We start from the raw sequence: 16151 nt of genomic DNA, 5'->3' as shown, positions 1-16151 counted from the left end.
CTGCTCGACGAACCGACCTCGGCGCTCGACCGCACCGTGCAGCGCCAGGTCGTGGAATTGCTGCGGCAACTGCAGGGCAAGTACAACCTCACCTACCTGTTCATCAGCCACGACCTGGCGGTGGTCAAGGCGCTCAGCCACCAGTTGATGGTGGTTCGACATGGCAAGGTGGTGGAACAGGGCAGCGCCGAAGCGGTTTTCGCCTCGCCGCAACATCCCTATACGCAGCAATTGCTGGAGGCCGCCTTCATGGCCCCGGCAAGCGCGGAAAACTGAGTAGCAGACAAGGAACGGACCATGGGATTTCTCACAGGAAAACGCGCCCTGATCGTCGGAGTCGCCAGCAAGCTCTCCATCGCTTCCGGCATCGCCGCCGCCATGCACCGGGAAGGCGCCGAACTGGCCTTCACCTACCAGAACGACAAGCTCAGGGGCCGGGTGGAGGAGTTCGCCAGTGGCTGGGGCTCGCGGCCGGAGCTGTGCTTCCCCTGTGACGTGGCCGACGACAGCCAGATCGAAGCGGTGTTCGCCGCCCTGGGCAAGCACTGGGACGGCCTGGACATCATCGTCCACTCCGTCGGATTCGCTCCAGGCGATCAGCTCGACGGCGACTTCACCGCGGTGACCACCCGCGAGGGCTTCCGCATCGCCCACAACATCAGCGCCTACAGCTTCATCGCCCTGGCCAAGGCCGGACGGGAAATGATGAAGGGCCGCAACGGCAGCCTGCTGACCCTCTCCTACCTGGGCGCCGAACGGACCATGCCGAACTACAACGTAATGGGCATGGCCAAGGCCAGCCTGGAGGCCGGGGTCCGCTACCTGGCCGGCAGCCTGGGCGCGGAAGGCACCCGGGTCAATGCGGTTTCCGCCGGGCCGATCCGAACGCTCGCCGCCTCCGGGATCAAGAGTTTCCGCAAGATGCTGGCCGCCAACGAGCGGCAGACGCCGCTGCGGCGCAACGTCACCATCGAGGAAGTCGGCAATGCCGGCGCCTTCCTCTGTTCAGACCTGGCCAGCGGTATCAGTGGCGAGATCCTCTACGTCGATGGCGGCTTCAACACTACCGCCATGGGCCCGCTGGACGACGACTGATCACCCCGCTCATGAAAAATGGCCGCTTCGAGCGGCCTTTTTCATGGGCGGAATAAAGAAAAGGCCGCGTAAGCGGCCTTTTCTCTGCATCTCGGTCTCAGTATTTCTCGACTTCCGCCTTGTCCTGCAACTGACGGCGGAAGGCGGCGAAGTCTGCCTGTCCGCTGCGCGAAGCCAGGAAGCGGCGGTACATGGCCTTCTCGTCGTCGGAGATAGCCTCCTCCGGCTCGCTGACGCCATTCAGGCGGATCACCACGTAATCGCCATTGGCCAGGGTCACGCCAGAGAGCGAAGGCTTGTCCTTGGCCTCCGGACGCTGCATGCGGAACACCGCCTGGAGCAGTTTCGGATCGACGCCTTCCTGGCCGCGGGAGGCCGCCTCGACCACTTTCCACGACTCCCCCGCTGCGGAAGAGGTACGGCCTTCACGCAGCTCTGCGATCAGGGCCTCGCCACGCTTCTGCGCCTCCTCGGCGGCCTTTTCGGCAGCCAGGCGCTCGCGGATGTTCGCCGCGACCTGCTCCAGCGGTTGCTCCTTCGGCTTGTTGTGCTCCTTGACCCGCAGTACCACCACGGTGTCCGGATCCAGCTCGATGGCGCCACTGTTGGCCGCTTCTTCCAGCACCTCGGGGCTGAACGCGGTCTGCACGATCTGGCGGTTGGCAGCGATGCCGTCGCCCCCCGAACGTCCGAACGGCTGGCTGGTCTGGACCTTCAGGCCCATTTCCTGCGCCGGCTGGCTCAGGTCGGCGGCTTCGTAGGCGGAGCTTTCCAAGTCCTTGGTAGCCTCGACGAAGCGCTGCTCGACCATCTGTTTCTTCAGTTCGTCCTCGAGCTTCGGCTTGAGGCTTTCCAGGCTCGGTACTTCCGGCGCCTGCACGCCCAGCAGCTTGATCAGGTGGTAGCCGTACGGAGTCTTCACCGGGGCGGATACCTCACCTTGCTTCAGCGCATACAGCGCCTCCTCGAACGCGGGGTCGTACACGCCGCGGCCGGCGTAGCCCAGGTCGCCGCCGGTGGCGGCCGAGCCGATATCCTGGGAGAACTCCTTGGCCAGCGCGGCGAAATCCTCGCCCTTGGCCAGGCGAGCCTTGATCTCGTCGATCTTCGCCTTGGCCTGCTCGTCGCCGACCTTGTCGTTCACCTCGATCAGGATGTGGGCGGCATCGCGCTGCTCGGAGAGGTTGGCGATTTCCTTCTGGTACAACGCCTCGAGGTCTTCCTGCTTCACCTTGACCTGGTCGAAGAAGGAGGACTTCTTCAGTTCCACGTATTCGACGACCACCTGCTCGGGAGTCATGAACTCGCTCTTGTGGCCTTCGTAGAAGGCCTTCACCTCGTCCTCGCTCACGCTGCTCTTGGACGCGTCGGCCTTGATCGCCAGGGTGGCGAAGTCGCGGGTCTGCTTCTCGAGGCGAGCGAAGGACTGCAATTCGTTGTCGGTGACGAAACCGGTGCCCGCCAGGCCGGCGCGAAGCTGGCCGATGAGCATTTCCTGGCCGAGCATCTGGCGGAACTGCATGCGGCTGTAGTTCATCTGGCGGATGACCTGGTCGAAGCGATCCGCGTTGAACTTGCCGTCGACCTGGAACTCGGGAGTTTGCAGGATCAACTGGTCCAGCGCCTGGTCGGAGAAGGCGAACTTGTCGTCCTTGGCGGCCTGGAGCAGCAGGGTACGCTCGATCAGCCCCTTCAGGGCCGCTTCCTTGAGCAGCTTGTCATCCAGCATGGATGGATCGAAATCCTTGCCCAGGCGTTGCAGCAGCTGGCGACGCTGCATGTCCACGGCCTGTTGGACTTCATTGAGACTGATATCGTCGCCGTTGACCTTGGCGGCCACGTTGGAGTGGTCGGTGGCCCGGATGATCGCGTCGAAGCCGGTCAGCGACAGGAGAACGATGATCACGCCAATGATGGTCTTGGCGATCCAGCCCTGGGAATTATCCCTGATGTTCTGCAGCATGCAGCCCCCAAAAACTGCCACGACCAGCCGTCTTGGGCGGCGCGGCGTGGGTAAGAGATGCGGATATAAGAAAGGCGCATCCGAGGATGCGCCTTCTCGTAACTGGCGGAGCGGACGGGACTCGAACCCGCGACCCCCGGCGTGACAGGCCGGTATTCTAACCGACTGAACTACCGCTCCGCAGCCAGGCCAGCCTTGGCCGACCTGGGTAGAACGAGTCCCAAAAGACGCTTAGTTGACAGCATCCTTCAGGGCTTTACCGGCTTTGAAACCCGGGATCTTGGCAGCGGCGATCTTGATCGGCTTGCCAGTTTGCGGGTTGCGACCGGTGCGAGCAGCGCGCTCTTTGACAGCGAAGGTGCCGAAACCAACCAGCACGACGGAGTCACCAGCCTTCAGGGCGCCAGTGACGGACTCGATCACTGCGTCCAGTGCGCGACCGGCAACAGCTTTCGGGATATCAGCAGATGCGGCAATTGCATCGATCAGTTCCGACTTGTTCACTCTAAGTCCCCTTATTTCTGTTGAGTATGTTTCTATGTGTTAGGTGTAAGGAAATTCTGCGCTGGTAGGCCAACTGACTCAGCAAGTGCCGCTTTATAACAAGGGCCCAAAAACAGTGTCAAGAATACCTACCGACTAATGCGTGCTAATTCGCTCCTTGGAATCAGGCTCGCGTTTTTCATCCTTTGCAACCATCTCCGGAGCCGCATCGGGCAAGGGCTCCGGGGCGTATTGCAGCGCAATTTGCAGGACTTCGTCAATCCATTTAACCGGTTTAATAACCAGATCACTCTTAATATTGTCCGGAATTTCCTTCAGGTCGCGAACATTTTCCTCGGGAATGATCACCGTCTTGATCCCGCCGCGGTGCGCCGCCAAAAGTTTTTCTTTCAGCCCGCCGATCGCCAGCACCTGCCCACGCAGGGTGATCTCCCCGGTCATTGCCACGTCGGCGCGCACCGGGATCTGCGTGATCGCCGAAACCAGCGCCGTGCACATGCCGATGCCTGCGCTCGGGCCATCCTTCGGCGTAGCGCCTTCCGGAACGTGGATATGGATGTCACGCTTCTCGTGGAAGTCCGCCGCGATTCCTAGGCTCTGGGCGCGGCTGCGCACCACGGTCAACGCCGCGGTGATCGATTCCGCCATCACGTCGCCCAGCGATCCGGTCTTGGTCAACTGGCCCTTGCCCGGTACCACGGCCGCCTCGATGGTGAGCAGCTCGCCGCCGACCTGGGTCCAGGCCAGCCCGGTCACCTGGCCGATCTGGTCCTGCTGTTCGGCGAGGCCATAACGGAACTTGCGCACGCCGAGGTAGTTCTCCAGCGTCTCGCTGGACACCACCGCCTGGATACGCTTGAGCTTGGCATGCTCCTTCACCGCCTTGCGGCAGACCTTGGCGATCTGCCGCTCGAGGCTGCGCACCCCGGCTTCGCGGGTGTAGTAGCGAATGATGTCGCGCAGGGCGCCTTCCTCGAAGGTCAGCTCGCCCTTCTTCAGGCCGTTGGCCTGGACCTGCTTCGGAATCAGGTACTTGGAGGCGATGTTGACCTTCTCGTCCTCGGTGTAGCCCGGCAGGCGGATGACTTCCATCCGATCCAGCAGGGGCGCTGGGATGTTCATCGAGTTTGCGGTGCAGAGGAACATCACGTCGGACAGGTCGTAGTCGACCTCCAGGTAGTGATCGTTGAAGTTGTGGTTCTGCTCCGGGTCGAGCACCTCGAGCAGCGCCGAGGCGGGATCCCCGCGCATGTCGCTGCCCATCTTGTCGATTTCGTCGAGGAGGAACAGCGGGTTGCGCACGCCGACCTTGGTCATCTTCTGGATCAGGCGGCCCGGCATGGAGCCGATATAGGTACGACGGTGACCGCGGATCTCGGCCTCGTCACGCACGCCGCCGAGCGCCATGCGCACGAACTTGCGATTGGTGGCGCGAGCGATGGATTCGGCCAGGGAGGTCTTGCCCACGCCGGGCGGCCCCACCAGGCAAAGGACCGGGCCCTTGAGCTTCTTCACCCGCTTTTGCACGGCGAGATACTCGAGAATGCGCTCCTTGACCTCTTCCAGGCCGTAATGGTCGGCATCGAGGATGTCTTCCGCCTTGGCGAGATCATGGCGCACCTTGCTCTCGGCCTTCCACGGCACGTTCAGCAGCCAGTCTATGTAGGAACGCACCACGGTGGCTTCCGCCGACATCGGCGACATCTGCTTGAGCTTGTTCAGCTCGGCAGTGGCCTTGGTGTGCGCCTCCTTGGTCAGGCCGGCGGCGTCGATGCGCTTCTTCAGCTCCTCGACTTCGTTGTGCCCTTCGTCGATATCGCCGAGTTCCTTCTGAATGGCCTTCATCTGCTCATTCAGGTAGTACTCGCGCTGGCTGCGCTCCATCTGCTTCTTGACCCGGCCGCGGATACGCTTTTCCACCTGCAGCAGGTCGATCTCGGCATCCAGCAGCGCCAGGACATGCTCGACCCGCGACGACAGGTCGGTGATCTCCAGGATGTCCTGCTTCTGCTCGATCTTCAGCGCCATGTGCGCGGCCATGGTATCGACCAGCCTGCTCGGCTCGTCGATGCTGTTCAGCGAAGAAAGCACCTCGGCGGGGACTTTCTTGCCCAACTGGACGTATTGCTCGAACTGGCTCAGCAGGCTGCGAGTGAAGACCTCGGCCTCGCGCTCGCCGACATTGGCGTCATCGATGGCCTGGACCGCGGCACGAATGTGCCCTTCTTCCTCGATGAAGCGCTCGACCTGGCCGCGCTGCTCGCCTTCGACCAGCACCTTGACGGTGCCATCCGGCAGCTTGAGCAACTGCAGCACGGTGGCGACCGTACCCATGCGGTACAGGCCATCTTCGCCCGGATCGTCGTCCGCGGGGTTTTTCTGCGCCAGCAGGAGGATTTGCTTGTCGCCGGTCATCGCTGCCTCCAGGGCCTCGATGGACTTTTCCCGACCGACGAACAACGGGATGACCATGTGCGGGTACACCACCACGTCACGTAGCGGCAGCAAGGGCAATTCGACGAGTGTTTTCATAATGTCGGCTCTACAGCGGCACTTGGCCACGAAACAGATAGGAAGACCTTTCAGCCTAAGATGGGGTTAGGCCCGGGAAAAAACAAGCGTGCCAGTCGGAAAAGAAAAGGGGCCCGAAGGCCCCTGCTCTTTCATGCCTCAGGCGCAGCCTTGGCTGGCTTTTCGCTGTTCTCGTAGATCATCAGGGGTTGCGACGAGCCATCGATGACACTCTCATCGATGACCACCTTGCTGACATCCTGCTGGGAGGGAATCTCGTACATGGTATCGAGAAGGATACCTTCGAGAATTGAACGCAAGCCACGTGCACCGGTCTTGCGTTCGAGCGCCTTGCGGGCAACCGCCTTGAGTGCGTCCGGACGGAATTCGAGATCGACGCCTTCCATCTCGAACAGCTTGGCGTACTGCTTGGTGAGAGCGTTCTTCGGCTCGGTCAGGATCTGCATGAGCGCAGCCTCGTCGAGCTCATCAAGAGTCGCGATCACCGGCAAACGCCCTACAAACTCGGGGATAAGACCGAACTTGACGAGATCTTCCGGCTCGACTTCCTTGAACGCCTCGCCGACCTTCTTGCCCATCTCCTGACTGCGCACTTCGGCATTGAAACCGATGCCGCCGCGCGCGGAACGGTTCTGGATGACCCGCTCCAGACCGGCGAAAGCGCCGCCGCAGATGAACAGGATGTTGCGCGTATCGACCTGCAGGAACTCCTGCTGCGGGTGCTTACGACCGCCCTGCGGCGGTACCGAGGCAACGGTGCCCTCGATGAGCTTCAGCAGGGCCTGCTGCACACCCTCGCCGGAAACGTCGCGAGTGATGGAGGGGTTGTCCGATTTCCGGGAAATCTTGTCGATCTCGTCGATGTAGACGATGCCCATCTGGGCCTTCTCCACATCGTAATCGCACTTCTGCAAGAGTTTCTGGATGATGTTCTCGACATCCTCGCCCACGTAGCCCGCTTCCGTCAGCGTGGTCGCATCGGCGATGGTGAACGGCACGTTCAGCAGACGTGCGAGGGTCTCGGCCAGCAGGGTCTTGCCCGAGCCGGTTGGGCCGATCATCAGAATGTTGCTCTTGCCGAGCTCGATATCGTCCTTCTTGTCACGCTGGTTGAGGCGCTTGTAGTGGTTGTATACCGCTACCGCCAGAACCTTCTTGGCCCGCTCCTGCCCGATCACGTACTGATCGAGGATGGTGCGGATCTCTTTCGGCGCCGGAAGTTTGTGCCCACTACTTTCCGCCTGCGCTTCCTGCACCTCCTCGCGGATGATGTCATTGCACAGGTCGACACACTCGTCGCAGATAAAGACCGAGGGGCCGGCAATCAACTTGCGCACTTCGTGCTGGCTCTTGCCGCAGAAGGAGCAATACAGCAGCTTGCCGTTGTCCTCGCCGTTGCGGGTATCAGTCATTCGATCGATCCAATGGGTAGCTTCAAACACAAGATGAAGGCAATTGTGGGCATTTTCAAGCCCACGAGGCGGCCGAATGTCTCGACCGCCAGTATTGCGGAGCCTTAGACGGCCAGGTCGCGCTGGGTCATGACCTTGTCGATCAGGCCATACTTGACGGCTTCGTCACCGCTCATGAAGCGGTCACGATCGGTATCGCGGGCAATGACGTCCAGGGGCTGGCCGGTGTGGTGCGCCAGGATCTGGTTCAGACGCTCCTTGATGAAGAGGATTTCCTTGGCATGGATCTCGATATCCGAGGCCTGGCCCTGGAAACCGCCCAGCGGCTGGTGGATCATCATCCGCGAATGCGGCAGGCAGTAGCGCTTGCCGGCGGCACCGCCCGCAAGCAGCAGGGCACCCATGCTGCACGCCTGACCGATACAGGTGGTCGAGACGTTGGGCTTGATGAACTGCATGGTGTCGTAGATGGACATCCCGGCAGTCACCGAGCCACCCGGCGAGTTGATGTAGAGATGAATGTCCTTCTCGGGATTTTCAGCCTCCAGGAACAGCAACTGGGCAACCACCAGGTTGGCCATGTAGTCCTCGACCTGGCCGACCAGGAAGATGATCCGCTCCTTCAGCAGGCGCGAATAGATGTCGTAGGCGCGCTCGCCGCGGGCGGACTGCTCCACCACCATGGGCACCAGGCCACCGGCGGCCTGGATATCGGGAACGTGCGGAATAAAAGAGTTGCGAGACATGTCTTGCGATCACTCCCTAACAGATAGTGAAGCCTCAAAGACGCACAAGCCAGCACTAAGGCTGGCTTGTGGGATTCGAACGAGAGGAACGAATCAGGCCGCTTGCGGAGCTTCGGCCGGCTTGACCGCTTCTTCGTAGGATACCTGCTTATCGGTCACAGTGGCCTTTTGCAGGACAGTATCTACGACTTGTTCTTCCAGTACAACAGAACGGACTTCGTTCAGCTGGGGCTCGTTCTTGAAGTACCAGGCGACGACCTGCTCGGGCTCCTGGTAGGCCGAGGCCATTTCCTCGATCATTTCGCGAACGCGACCTTCGTCGGCCTTCAGCTCGTGCTGCTTGACCACTTCGGCGACGATCAGGCCCAGCACCACACGGCGCTTGGCCTGCTCTTCGAACAGCTCGGCCGGCAGTTGGTCAGGCTTGATGTTGCCACCGAACTGCTGGACGGCCTGCACGCGCAGACGGTTCACTTCGTTGCCGATCAGGGCCTTGGGCACTTCGATCGGGTTGGCCTGCAGCAGACCTTCCATGACCTGGTTCTTGACCTTGGACTTGATCGCCTGGCGCAGCTCGCGCTCCATGTTCTTCTGCACTTCGGCGCGGAAGCCATCGAGACCGGTTTCCTTCACGCCGAACAGAGCGAAGAACTCTTCGTTCAGTTCCGGCAGCTTGGGCTCGGCAACGCTATTGACGGTAACGGTGAACTCGGCAGCCTTGTTGGCCAGGTCCAGGTTCTGGTAGTCCTCGGGGAAGGTCAGGTTGAGCACGCGCTCTTCACCGGCCTTCGCCCCCACCAGCCCTTCTTCGAAGCCGGCGATCATGCGACCGGAGCCCAGCACCAGCAGGGTGCCCTTGGCGGAACCGCCGGCGAAGGCTTCGCCGTCGATCTTGCCGACGAAGTCGATGTTCAACTGGTCATCGTTCTGGGCGGCACGCTCGACCACTTCGAAACGGGTGTTCTGCTTGCGCAGGACATCGAGCATGTTGTCGACATCAGCATCGGAAACTTCGGCCTGCAGGCGCTCGACCTTGATATCTTCCAGGCCGGAAACGGTAAATTCCGGGAAGACTTCGAAGGTTGCGATGTATTCCAGGTCCTTGCCTTTCTCGAAGGACTTGGGCTCTACCGACGGCGAACCGGCCGGATTCAGCTTCTGCTCGACCACGGCTTCGTAGAAGGTTTCCTGGATCAGATCGCCCATGGCTTCCTGGCGCGCGGAAGCTTCGTAGCGCTGACGAATGACACTCATCGGCACCTTGCCGGGGCGGAAACCTGGAATCTTGGCACGACGGGCGGTCTGCTGCAGACGCTTGTTGACTTCGGTCTCGATACGCTCGGCAGGCACACCAACGGTCATGCGGCGCTCAAGAGCGGAAGTGCTTTCAACAGAAACTTGCATGGATATTCCTCGTTGCACAGACGTAAGCCGGTCCTTCCGGCTCCCAGAATCAAGGGCATGCATTCTAGTAGAGGGAAAAGCAGAAGTCACCCCGCCAGGGTGCAGGCGGATCCCCGGGGTGTTTCCGGCCGCTTCCGCCGATCGCAGCCCGGTCTCGAACGAGTCGCTGGAGCTTCGCCGGAAGCGGGTGCATATAATGCCAGCCGATTCCGCTCCGACCGATGAAACCCTATGGACTGCCCTACCCTCAGCAAGGTATTGCTCGTCGAAGACGACCAGAAGCTCGCCCGCCTGATTGCCAGCTTCCTTTCCCAGCATGGTTTCGAAGTGCGCCAGGTGCATCGCGGTGATGCCGCGTTCGCCGCTTTCCTCGACTTCAAGCCGCAAGTGGTGGTTCTCGACCTCATGCTCCCCGGACAGAATGGTCTGCAGGTGTGCCGGGAGATCCGCCGGGTCGCGAACCTGCCGATCCTCATACTCACCGCCCAGGAGGACGATCTTGATCACATCCTCGGCCTGGAGTCCGGCGCCGACGACTACGTGATCAAGCCGATCGAGCCACCGGTGCTGCTCGCCCGCCTGCGCGCCCTGATGCGCCGGCACGCGCCCCTTCCCGCCTCCCCGGAAAGCCTGACATTCGGCAAGCTGAACATCGACCGACGGCGGCGCGAAGCTGAACTCGAAGGCCGCGGCATAGAACTGACCACGATGGAGTTCGAGCTGCTCTGGCTGCTGGCCAACCAGGCAGGGGAAATACTTTCCCGCGACGAGATCCTCAACCAGATCCGCGGCATCGGCTTCGACGGCCTGAACCGCAGCGTCGACGTCTGCATCAGCAAGCTGCGCAATAAACTGAAGGACAATCCGCGCGAGCCGGTCCGGATCAAGACCGTCTGGGGCAAGGGCTACCTGTTCAACCCGCTGGGCTGGGAACTCTGAATGCTGCGCCTGTTCCTGCGCCTCTACCTGCTGCTGGCCCTGGGGTTCGCTGCCGCGATCTTCGTGGTCGACCATGTCATCGACGCGTTCTACGACAGCATCGTCGAGAACTATCACCGCGACGCCGTTCGCGGCCAGGCCTATTCGCTGGTGGAAAAGCTGGCCCCGCTGGACCAGGCCGGACGCCAGCGACAGCTCGAAGACTGGCGTCCCCACTACGGGCTCGAGCTGAGCCTGACGGATGCCAGGCAGGCGAAGCTGACGCAGGAAGAGCAGGCCCTCCTCGACAAGAACCTGCTGGTGGTACGCGAGGACTTTACGGAATTCATCAGCCGCATCGACGCGGGTCCGCAGCTGCTCGACATCAAGCTGCCGCCGGAACCCTCGCTGACCCCACTGTTCACCGTGCTGGCCTACATCCTGCTCGGCGTGCTGGTCGGCATCGCCCTGCTGGTATGGGTCCGCCCGCACTGGCGCGACCTCGAGACCCTGCGCCTGGCCGCGCAACGCTTCGGCGATGGCGACCTGTCATCGCGCACGCGCATTTTCCGACGCTCCGATATCCGCACCCTGGCCCAGCACTTCAACCAGATGGCCGACCGCATCGAAAGCCTGATCAGCAACCAGCGCGAACTGACCAACGCGGTATCCCACGAATTGCGCACGCCGATCTCCCGCCTGTCCTTCGAACTCGAGCAATTGAACAAGCAGGTCGACGCCGAAGTACGCCACGACCTGATAGAGGACATGCGCGCCGACCTCGGCGAACTGGAGGAAATGGTCTCCGAACTGCTGACCTACGCCCGCCTGGAGCACGGCAACGTCGGGAGCCACCGGGAAATCGTCGACGCCGCGAGCTGGCTGGATAGCGTCGTCGCCGACGTCGCCCTGGAAGCCGAAGCCGCCGGAGTCACCTGCGAGATCAGCGCCTGCCAGGTCGAACAGATCCGCATCGAGCCTCGCTTCATGGCGCGCGCCGTGATCAACCTGCTGCGCAACGCCATTCGCCACGCACACTCGCGCGTCGAAATCGCCCTCCTCGATCAAGGCGACAGCTGTCAGATACGGGTCAACGACGACGGCCCCGGGATACCGGCGGACGCCCGGCAGAAGATCTTCGAACCCTTTTCGCGCCTGGACGACAGCCGCGATCGCAGCACCGGCGGCTTCGGCCTGGGCCTGGCGATCGTCCGCCGGGTCGCGCAATGGCACGGCGGCTATGCGGAAGCGCTGGAAACGCCGCAGGGAGGCGCCTCCTTCCGCCTGACCTGGGAGCGGCCCCGTTGACAGCGGAGGCTTAACAATCTTTCACAGATTGCTGACAAAGCCGTAAGGATTGCCAGCCAGGCCCGCCCTAGCATGGGACACCTCGCCTTTCCGCCAGGTATTCCATGTTTCGCGCCATGCACCTTCCCCTTCTCGGCTGCCTGCTCGGCACCAGCGGCTGCCACGGCCTGCCACCCGCCCCGCCAGCGCCGAGCGCCGCCGTGGGCAACTACGGCGAGGTCATCGACTATCTGCAACGCCACATCCGCCGGGAAATGGAAAGGCAGGACGTGCCCGGCCTGGCCCTGGCATTGGTCGACGACCAGCAACTGGTCTGGGCTCGCGGTTTCGGCTATGCCGACCGACAGCACAGGATCAACGCCAGCGAGCACACCGCATTCCACGCCGGCGACCTGTCCAAGCTACTGATCGCCAGCGCGACCCTGCAACTGGCCGAACGCGGCCAACTCTCTCTCGACGCTCCGCTCCAGGACACCTTGCGCGAGTTCTACGTACGCTCACGCTTCCATGCCGACCAGAGCGAGGCGGATCGCGCGATCACTTTCCGCCGGCTGCTCAGCCATCAGTCCGGCCTTCCTGGCGAACACCTGCCGCCCCTGTTCGGCGAACGCCCGAACTCACTCGGCCAACTGCCGGCGAAAGTATCCGGTGTCTGGCTGAGCAATCCGCCGGGAACCCAGGTCGCCCATTCCAACCTTGGCTACGAACTGGTCGGCGCGGCCATCGAGCGCAACACCGGAAAGCACTTCGAGCAGCACATGCGCGAGCACCTGCTGGAGCCTTTGCAGATGACCCGCTCCAGCTTCGCCAGGAACGCCCTGCCCCAGGCGCAACGCGCACACGGCTACAGCGGCGGCGGTCGCCCCGGCTCCGCCAGCGACCTCCCGGTCAACGATCTGTGGAGCAGCCCGGTCGACCTCAGCCGCTTCGTCCGCATGCTGTTCGCCAACGGGCGCCACAAGGAGCGCCAGCTTCTCAGGAAACACTCCGTCGAGGAGATGTTCCGCCAGCAGAACGCCGGCAATGCCCTGGACTTCGACTGCCAGGTGGGCCTGGCCTGGTTCCTCAGCCCGTGCGGCTCCGCGCCGCTGGAAGGGGGCATCCGTCACTATGAGTACGCCAGCGCCACCCCAGGATTCAGCGCCCACCTGGTTCTGCTGCCGGAACAGCGCCTCGCCGCCATTGTCATGAGCAACGCCGATGACCGCGGTTCGCTCACCGCCTCCCTGGCCCGGCAAGCGGCGTCGCTCATGCTGCAGGTCAGGCAGGGCGCTCGTCGCCCCGCCGTACAGCCCACCCCCGCGCGCGCCCCCGCACTGAAGGTGCCGAGCCCGGAGGACCGGCGTCAGCTATACGGTCGTTACGCAACCCGCCAAGGCCAGGTTCGCCTGTACGAGCGCAGGGGTCGCCTGTACGCGGATTTCGGCGAACAACGCGTGGAATTGTTGCGCGACACCTCGGGCTGGCTGCAGATGAGAAAAAGACTGCTGGGATTCTGGCCCGTCGGCGTGGACAGCGCCGGACAGTTGCAACTGGACGTGGTCAGCTACGGCCAACGCCGAATCCTGGTGTCCCGCCGCCACGGCCAGGCCGCCTACCTCGGCGAGCGCATCGAGCCGACACCCCTGCCCCAGGCCTGGACCGAAGCCGTCGGCACCTACCGCGTCGCCAGCACGAGCCGGCACAGCTACCTGAACGGCCTGAGCATCAGGATCGAAGACGGCTTCCTGCTGGTGCGCGGGCAAGCCGGAGGAACCCGCTCCGGCGAGTTCATCCTGCAACCCATCGACAGCGCACACGCCGTCCTGGCCGGCAGCGGCCAGGGCCTGGGAGACACCTTCAGTCGCGACTTCGACGGTCTGAACGCGCTCGGCTACCGCTTCGCCCAGCAAGACACCAAGGCACGTCCCTGGCTGCAACGGAAGGAGTCCCCATGAGAAACCCCTCCCTGTGCCTCGCCGGCACGCTCGCCAGCCTCTGCTCCGCCGCTGTCGCCGAAGAGTGGCATGACAGCATCGGCCTGGGCGTCCTGGTGGAATACCGTTTCTGAAACGCACCGAGAGAGAATACGAACATGTTCACCGCCTTCGCCTTCCGCGGCCGCCAACCTTATACCGTTCGCCGGAACACAGCCCAGGGCGCGACCTTGCGCCCGAAACTGGCGAACCGGCCGGATGCGCCGGCTTCCGCCGGGAAGTCCTGAACTGCGGAGCGTCTACGGCCTCATTGGCAACGGATCACGCCGCTGGCGATTTCGTCGTCGATGGAGCGCAGCGCATCGGCATCCTGGTGCATCTGCTCGATCACCTCGAGCAGGCGCTGCGCCAGCTTCGGATCGTTCGCCCGCTCGACGGCGCGCATGACCTCGACCGCAGCCGATTCATGATTGTTCGCCATCTGCTTGAGAGCCTTGCGCAAGCGCTGCTCGGTCCATTTCATCGACATGTCGCTTCACCCAGACTGCATATACGGACCCGCCAGGAACGACGGGCTCGCTTAAGAGCGCCGGAGCTGGAACAAGTTCAACCTGCCGTCGCCCCATGAGGGCGGGTTGGGTGCCGGAAAGGCAAGCGGAGAAGAGATCGAGAAGCGCAAACGAAAACGCCAGGCACAAGGCCTGGCGCTTCGAAATATGGGGTGGACGATGGGAATCGAACCCACGACACCAGGAGCCACAATCCTGTGCTCTACCAACTGAGCTACGCCCACCATATCGTGAATCGTGCCGGACGTTCCGGCTTCAACCGCAGCGGCCGGACAAGCCGAGCCTGAAGGTGGTGCGGACGGAGAGACTCGAACTCTCACGCCTTGCGGCGCTGGAACCTAAATCCAGTGTGTCTACCAATTCCACCACGTCCGCGGGACACTGCTTGGAAATGAAAACGCCAGGCCCCGGGCCTGGCGCTTCGGAATATGGGGTGGACGATGGGAATCGAACCCACGACACCAGGAGCCACAATCCTGTGCTCTACCAACTGAGCTACGCCCACCATATTACGACTTGCGGTAAAACATCGCCTGCTTCTTGCCGATTCGCCGAATGGCGCACCCGGCAGGACTCGAACCTGCGACCATCCGCTTAGAAGGCGGATGCTCTATCCAGCTGAGCTACGGGCGCTTTATTCATCTGCATTCAATGCTGAGCGCAAACTTTAAGCTCTGGCAATCACAAAGTCAGCAACCGACTTGCATTACCTCTTACCCTGCGTCCGGCTGTGCTCGGCAAGCGGGGCGCATGTTATACAGGGGGCGAAAGGCCGTCAACGGGTTTTTTAAAAAAATTCAGCTATATAAAGGAGTTACGGCAAATCCGCGGGTCGCCTCCTTTGCCCCGGGCGGCGTCCATGCGAAAATGCGCGTCCTTTTTCCACCCGATTCGATGGTTACCCTTCCGACATGACCGCACAACTGATCGACGGCAAAGCGATCGCCGCCAACCTTCGCCAGCAGATAGCCCAACGCGTGACCGAGCGCCGCCAGCAAGGCCTGCGCGTTCCCGGCCTGGCGGTGATCCTGGTCGGCACCGATCCGGCCTCTCAGGTCTATGTGGCGCACAAGCGCAAGGACTGCGAGGAAGTCGGCTTTCTCTCCCAGGCCTACGATCTTCCCGCCGAAACCAGCCAGGACGACCTGCTGGCCCTGATCGACCGCCTGAACGACGATCCCGCCATCGACGGCATCCTGGTCCAGCTACCCCTGCCCGCCCACCTGGACGCCTCCCTGCTGCTGGAGCGTATCCACCCGGACAAGGACGTGGACGGTTTCCATCCCTACAACATCGGCCGCCTGGCCCAGCGCATGCCCCTGCTGCGCCCCTGCACCCCGAAAGGCATCATGACCCTGCTCGCCAGCACCGGCGCCGACCTGTACGGCATGGACGCGGTCGTGGTCGGCGCCTCGAACATCGTCGGCCGGCCCATGGCTCTGGAGTTGCTGCTGGGTGGCTGCACCGTCACCGTGACCCACCGCTTCACCCGCGACCTGGCCGACCATGTGTCGCGCGCCGACCTGGTGGTGGTCGCTGCCGGCAAGCCGGGACTGGTCAAGGGCGAGTGGATCAAGGAAGGCGCCATCGTCATCGACGTCGGCATCAACCGCCAGGCCGACGGCCGCCTGGTCGGCGACGTGGAATACGAGGTGGCGGCGCAACGCGCCAGCTGGATCACCCCGGTGCCGGGCGGCGTCGGGCCGATGACCCGCGCCTGCCTGCTGGAAAATACCCTGCACGCCGCCGAACACCTGCACGACTGAGGTCGCCGGTAATGAAAA

Annotated in this window: 12 protein-coding genes, 5 tRNA genes and 1 pseudogene; 6 read left to right on the top strand and 12 right to left on the bottom strand. The window is 62.6% G+C overall.

All coding sequences use genetic code 11. From position 1 onward, the window contains the following. Together HMPREF2581_RS33560 and fabI are read left to right on the top strand one after the other, a co-directional pair. Positions 1-276: pseudogene (locus tag HMPREF2581_RS33560) on the top strand (microcin ABC transporter ATP-binding protein); the annotation flags it as partial. Between the two features lie 21 nt (positions 277-297). Beyond that, positions 298-1095, top strand: coding sequence for an enoyl-ACP reductase FabI (gene fabI / locus HMPREF2581_RS13930; RefSeq protein ID WP_003139935.1), 798 nt, complete (start codon positions 298-300; stop codon positions 1093-1095). A gap of 97 nt (positions 1096-1192) precedes the next feature. Here the strand turns inward: fabI and HMPREF2581_RS13925 are convergent, their stop codons facing one another. The 7 genes from HMPREF2581_RS13925 to tig form a co-directional block, all read right to left on the bottom strand. Next, positions 1193-3058, bottom strand: a complete 1866-nt coding sequence (locus HMPREF2581_RS13925; RefSeq protein ID WP_003087933.1) for a SurA N-terminal domain-containing protein — start codon at positions 3056-3058, stop codon at positions 1193-1195. Between the two features lie 103 nt (positions 3059-3161). Then, positions 3162-3238 (bottom strand) — tRNA-Asp (locus HMPREF2581_RS13920). 51 nt (positions 3239-3289) lie between these two features. Further along, positions 3290-3562: a nucleoid-associated protein HU-beta gene (gene hupB / locus HMPREF2581_RS13915; protein ID WP_003087931.1), complete on the bottom strand. Its 273-nt coding sequence runs from the start codon at positions 3560-3562 to the stop codon at positions 3290-3292. 135 nt (positions 3563-3697) lie between these two features. Further along, positions 3698-6094, bottom strand: coding sequence for an endopeptidase La (gene lon / locus HMPREF2581_RS13910; protein ID WP_003124759.1), 2397 nt, complete (start codon positions 6092-6094; stop codon positions 3698-3700). A 131-nt stretch (positions 6095-6225) separates the two neighbouring features. Further along, a complete protein-coding gene (clpX, locus tag HMPREF2581_RS13905; RefSeq protein WP_003087924.1) occupies positions 6226-7506 on the bottom strand; it encodes an ATP-dependent Clp protease ATP-binding subunit ClpX in 1281 nt (426 codons plus the stop codon). Between the two features lie 104 nt (positions 7507-7610). Then, positions 7611-8252, bottom strand: a complete 642-nt coding sequence (clpP, locus tag HMPREF2581_RS13900) for an ATP-dependent Clp endopeptidase proteolytic subunit ClpP (protein ID WP_003098129.1) — start codon at positions 8250-8252, stop codon at positions 7611-7613. A 93-nt stretch (positions 8253-8345) separates the two neighbouring features. Continuing rightward, positions 8346-9656, bottom strand: coding sequence for a trigger factor (gene tig, locus HMPREF2581_RS13895; RefSeq protein WP_003087920.1), 1311 nt, complete (start codon positions 9654-9656; stop codon positions 8346-8348). A gap of 231 nt (positions 9657-9887) precedes the next feature. Between tig and parR the strand changes: the two genes are divergently transcribed. From parR to HMPREF2581_RS13880, 3 genes are all read left to right on the top strand, one after another. Then, the gene (gene parR, locus HMPREF2581_RS13890; protein WP_003087915.1) at positions 9888-10595 is read left to right on the top strand and encodes a response regulator transcription factor ParR; all 708 of its coding nucleotides are present in this window, start codon (positions 9888-9890) and stop codon (positions 10593-10595) included. Continuing rightward, positions 10596-11882 carry a sensor histidine kinase ParS gene (gene parS, locus HMPREF2581_RS13885; protein WP_003087912.1) on the top strand — a complete coding sequence of 429 codons (1287 nt, stop codon included), beginning with the start codon at positions 10596-10598 and terminating at the stop codon, positions 11880-11882. It begins immediately after the preceding gene. Positions 11883-11986: 104 nt separating this feature from the next. Beyond that, on the top strand, positions 11987-13819 hold the full coding sequence (locus tag HMPREF2581_RS13880; RefSeq protein ID WP_003139940.1) for a serine hydrolase domain-containing protein: 1833 nt from the start codon (positions 11987-11989) through the stop codon (positions 13817-13819). Between the two features lie 286 nt (positions 13820-14105). Here HMPREF2581_RS13880 and HMPREF2581_RS13875 read toward each other — a convergent pair whose 3' ends face one another. The 5 genes from HMPREF2581_RS13875 to HMPREF2581_RS13855 all read right to left on the bottom strand — a co-directional run bounded on the left by HMPREF2581_RS13875 (position 14106) and on the right by HMPREF2581_RS13855 (position 15000). Further along, complete coding sequence (locus HMPREF2581_RS13875) at positions 14106-14327, bottom strand: hypothetical protein (protein WP_003087901.1); 222 nt, start codon at positions 14325-14327, stop codon at positions 14106-14108. A gap of 188 nt (positions 14328-14515) precedes the next feature. Then, positions 14516-14591, bottom strand: a tRNA-His gene (locus HMPREF2581_RS13870). 66 nt (positions 14592-14657) lie between these two features. Next, positions 14658-14742: transfer RNA gene (locus HMPREF2581_RS13865), tRNA-Leu, on the bottom strand. A gap of 54 nt (positions 14743-14796) precedes the next feature. Beyond that, positions 14797-14872: transfer RNA gene (locus HMPREF2581_RS13860), tRNA-His, on the bottom strand. A 51-nt stretch (positions 14873-14923) separates the two neighbouring features. Continuing rightward, positions 14924-15000 (bottom strand) — tRNA-Arg (locus tag HMPREF2581_RS13855). 278 nt (positions 15001-15278) lie between these two features. Between HMPREF2581_RS13855 and folD the strand changes: the two genes are divergently transcribed. Continuing rightward, positions 15279-16133: a bifunctional methylenetetrahydrofolate dehydrogenase/methenyltetrahydrofolate cyclohydrolase FolD gene (gene folD, locus HMPREF2581_RS13850; protein WP_003087898.1), complete on the top strand. Its 855-nt coding sequence runs from the start codon at positions 15279-15281 to the stop codon at positions 16131-16133. Positions 16134-16151 lie beyond the last annotated feature (18 nt).

It is taken from the genome of Pseudomonas sp. HMSC057H01 (genome assembly GCF_001836405.1).
Classification (GTDB): Bacteria; Pseudomonadota; Gammaproteobacteria; order Pseudomonadales; family Pseudomonadaceae; genus Pseudomonas; species Pseudomonas aeruginosa.
Note: the sequence above shows the minus strand (reverse complement) of the source record. Positions and strands in the feature narration are given on the sequence as shown.

Excerpts from the sequence above, each read along its gene's own strand:
- fabI (WP_003139935.1), top strand. The coding sequence starts at position 298 with ATGGGATTTCTCACAGGAAAACGCGCCCTGATCGTCGGAGTCGCCAGC.
- HMPREF2581_RS13925 (WP_003087933.1), bottom strand. The coding sequence starts at position 3,058 with ATGCTGCAGAACATCAGGGATAATTCCCAGGGCTGGATCGCCAAGACC.
- lon (WP_003124759.1), bottom strand. The coding sequence starts at position 6,094 with ATGAAAACACTCGTCGAATTGCCCTTGCTGCCGCTACGTGACGTGGTG.
- clpX (WP_003087924.1), bottom strand. The coding sequence starts at position 7,506 with ATGACTGATACCCGCAACGGCGAGGACAACGGCAAGCTGCTGTATTGC.
- clpP (WP_003098129.1), bottom strand. The coding sequence starts at position 8,252 with ATGTCTCGCAACTCTTTTATTCCGCACGTTCCCGATATCCAGGCCGCC.
- tig (WP_003087920.1), bottom strand. The coding sequence starts at position 9,656 with ATGCAAGTTTCTGTTGAAAGCACTTCCGCTCTTGAGCGCCGCATGACC.
- parR (WP_003087915.1), top strand. The coding sequence starts at position 9,888 with ATGGACTGCCCTACCCTCAGCAAGGTATTGCTCGTCGAAGACGACCAG.
- parS (WP_003087912.1), top strand. The coding sequence starts at position 10,596 with ATGCTGCGCCTGTTCCTGCGCCTCTACCTGCTGCTGGCCCTGGGGTTC.
- HMPREF2581_RS13880 (WP_003139940.1), top strand. The coding sequence starts at position 11,987 with ATGTTTCGCGCCATGCACCTTCCCCTTCTCGGCTGCCTGCTCGGCACC.
- HMPREF2581_RS13875 (WP_003087901.1), bottom strand. The coding sequence starts at position 14,327 with ATGTCGATGAAATGGACCGAGCAGCGCTTGCGCAAGGCTCTCAAGCAG.
- folD (WP_003087898.1), top strand. The coding sequence starts at position 15,279 with ATGACCGCACAACTGATCGACGGCAAAGCGATCGCCGCCAACCTTCGC.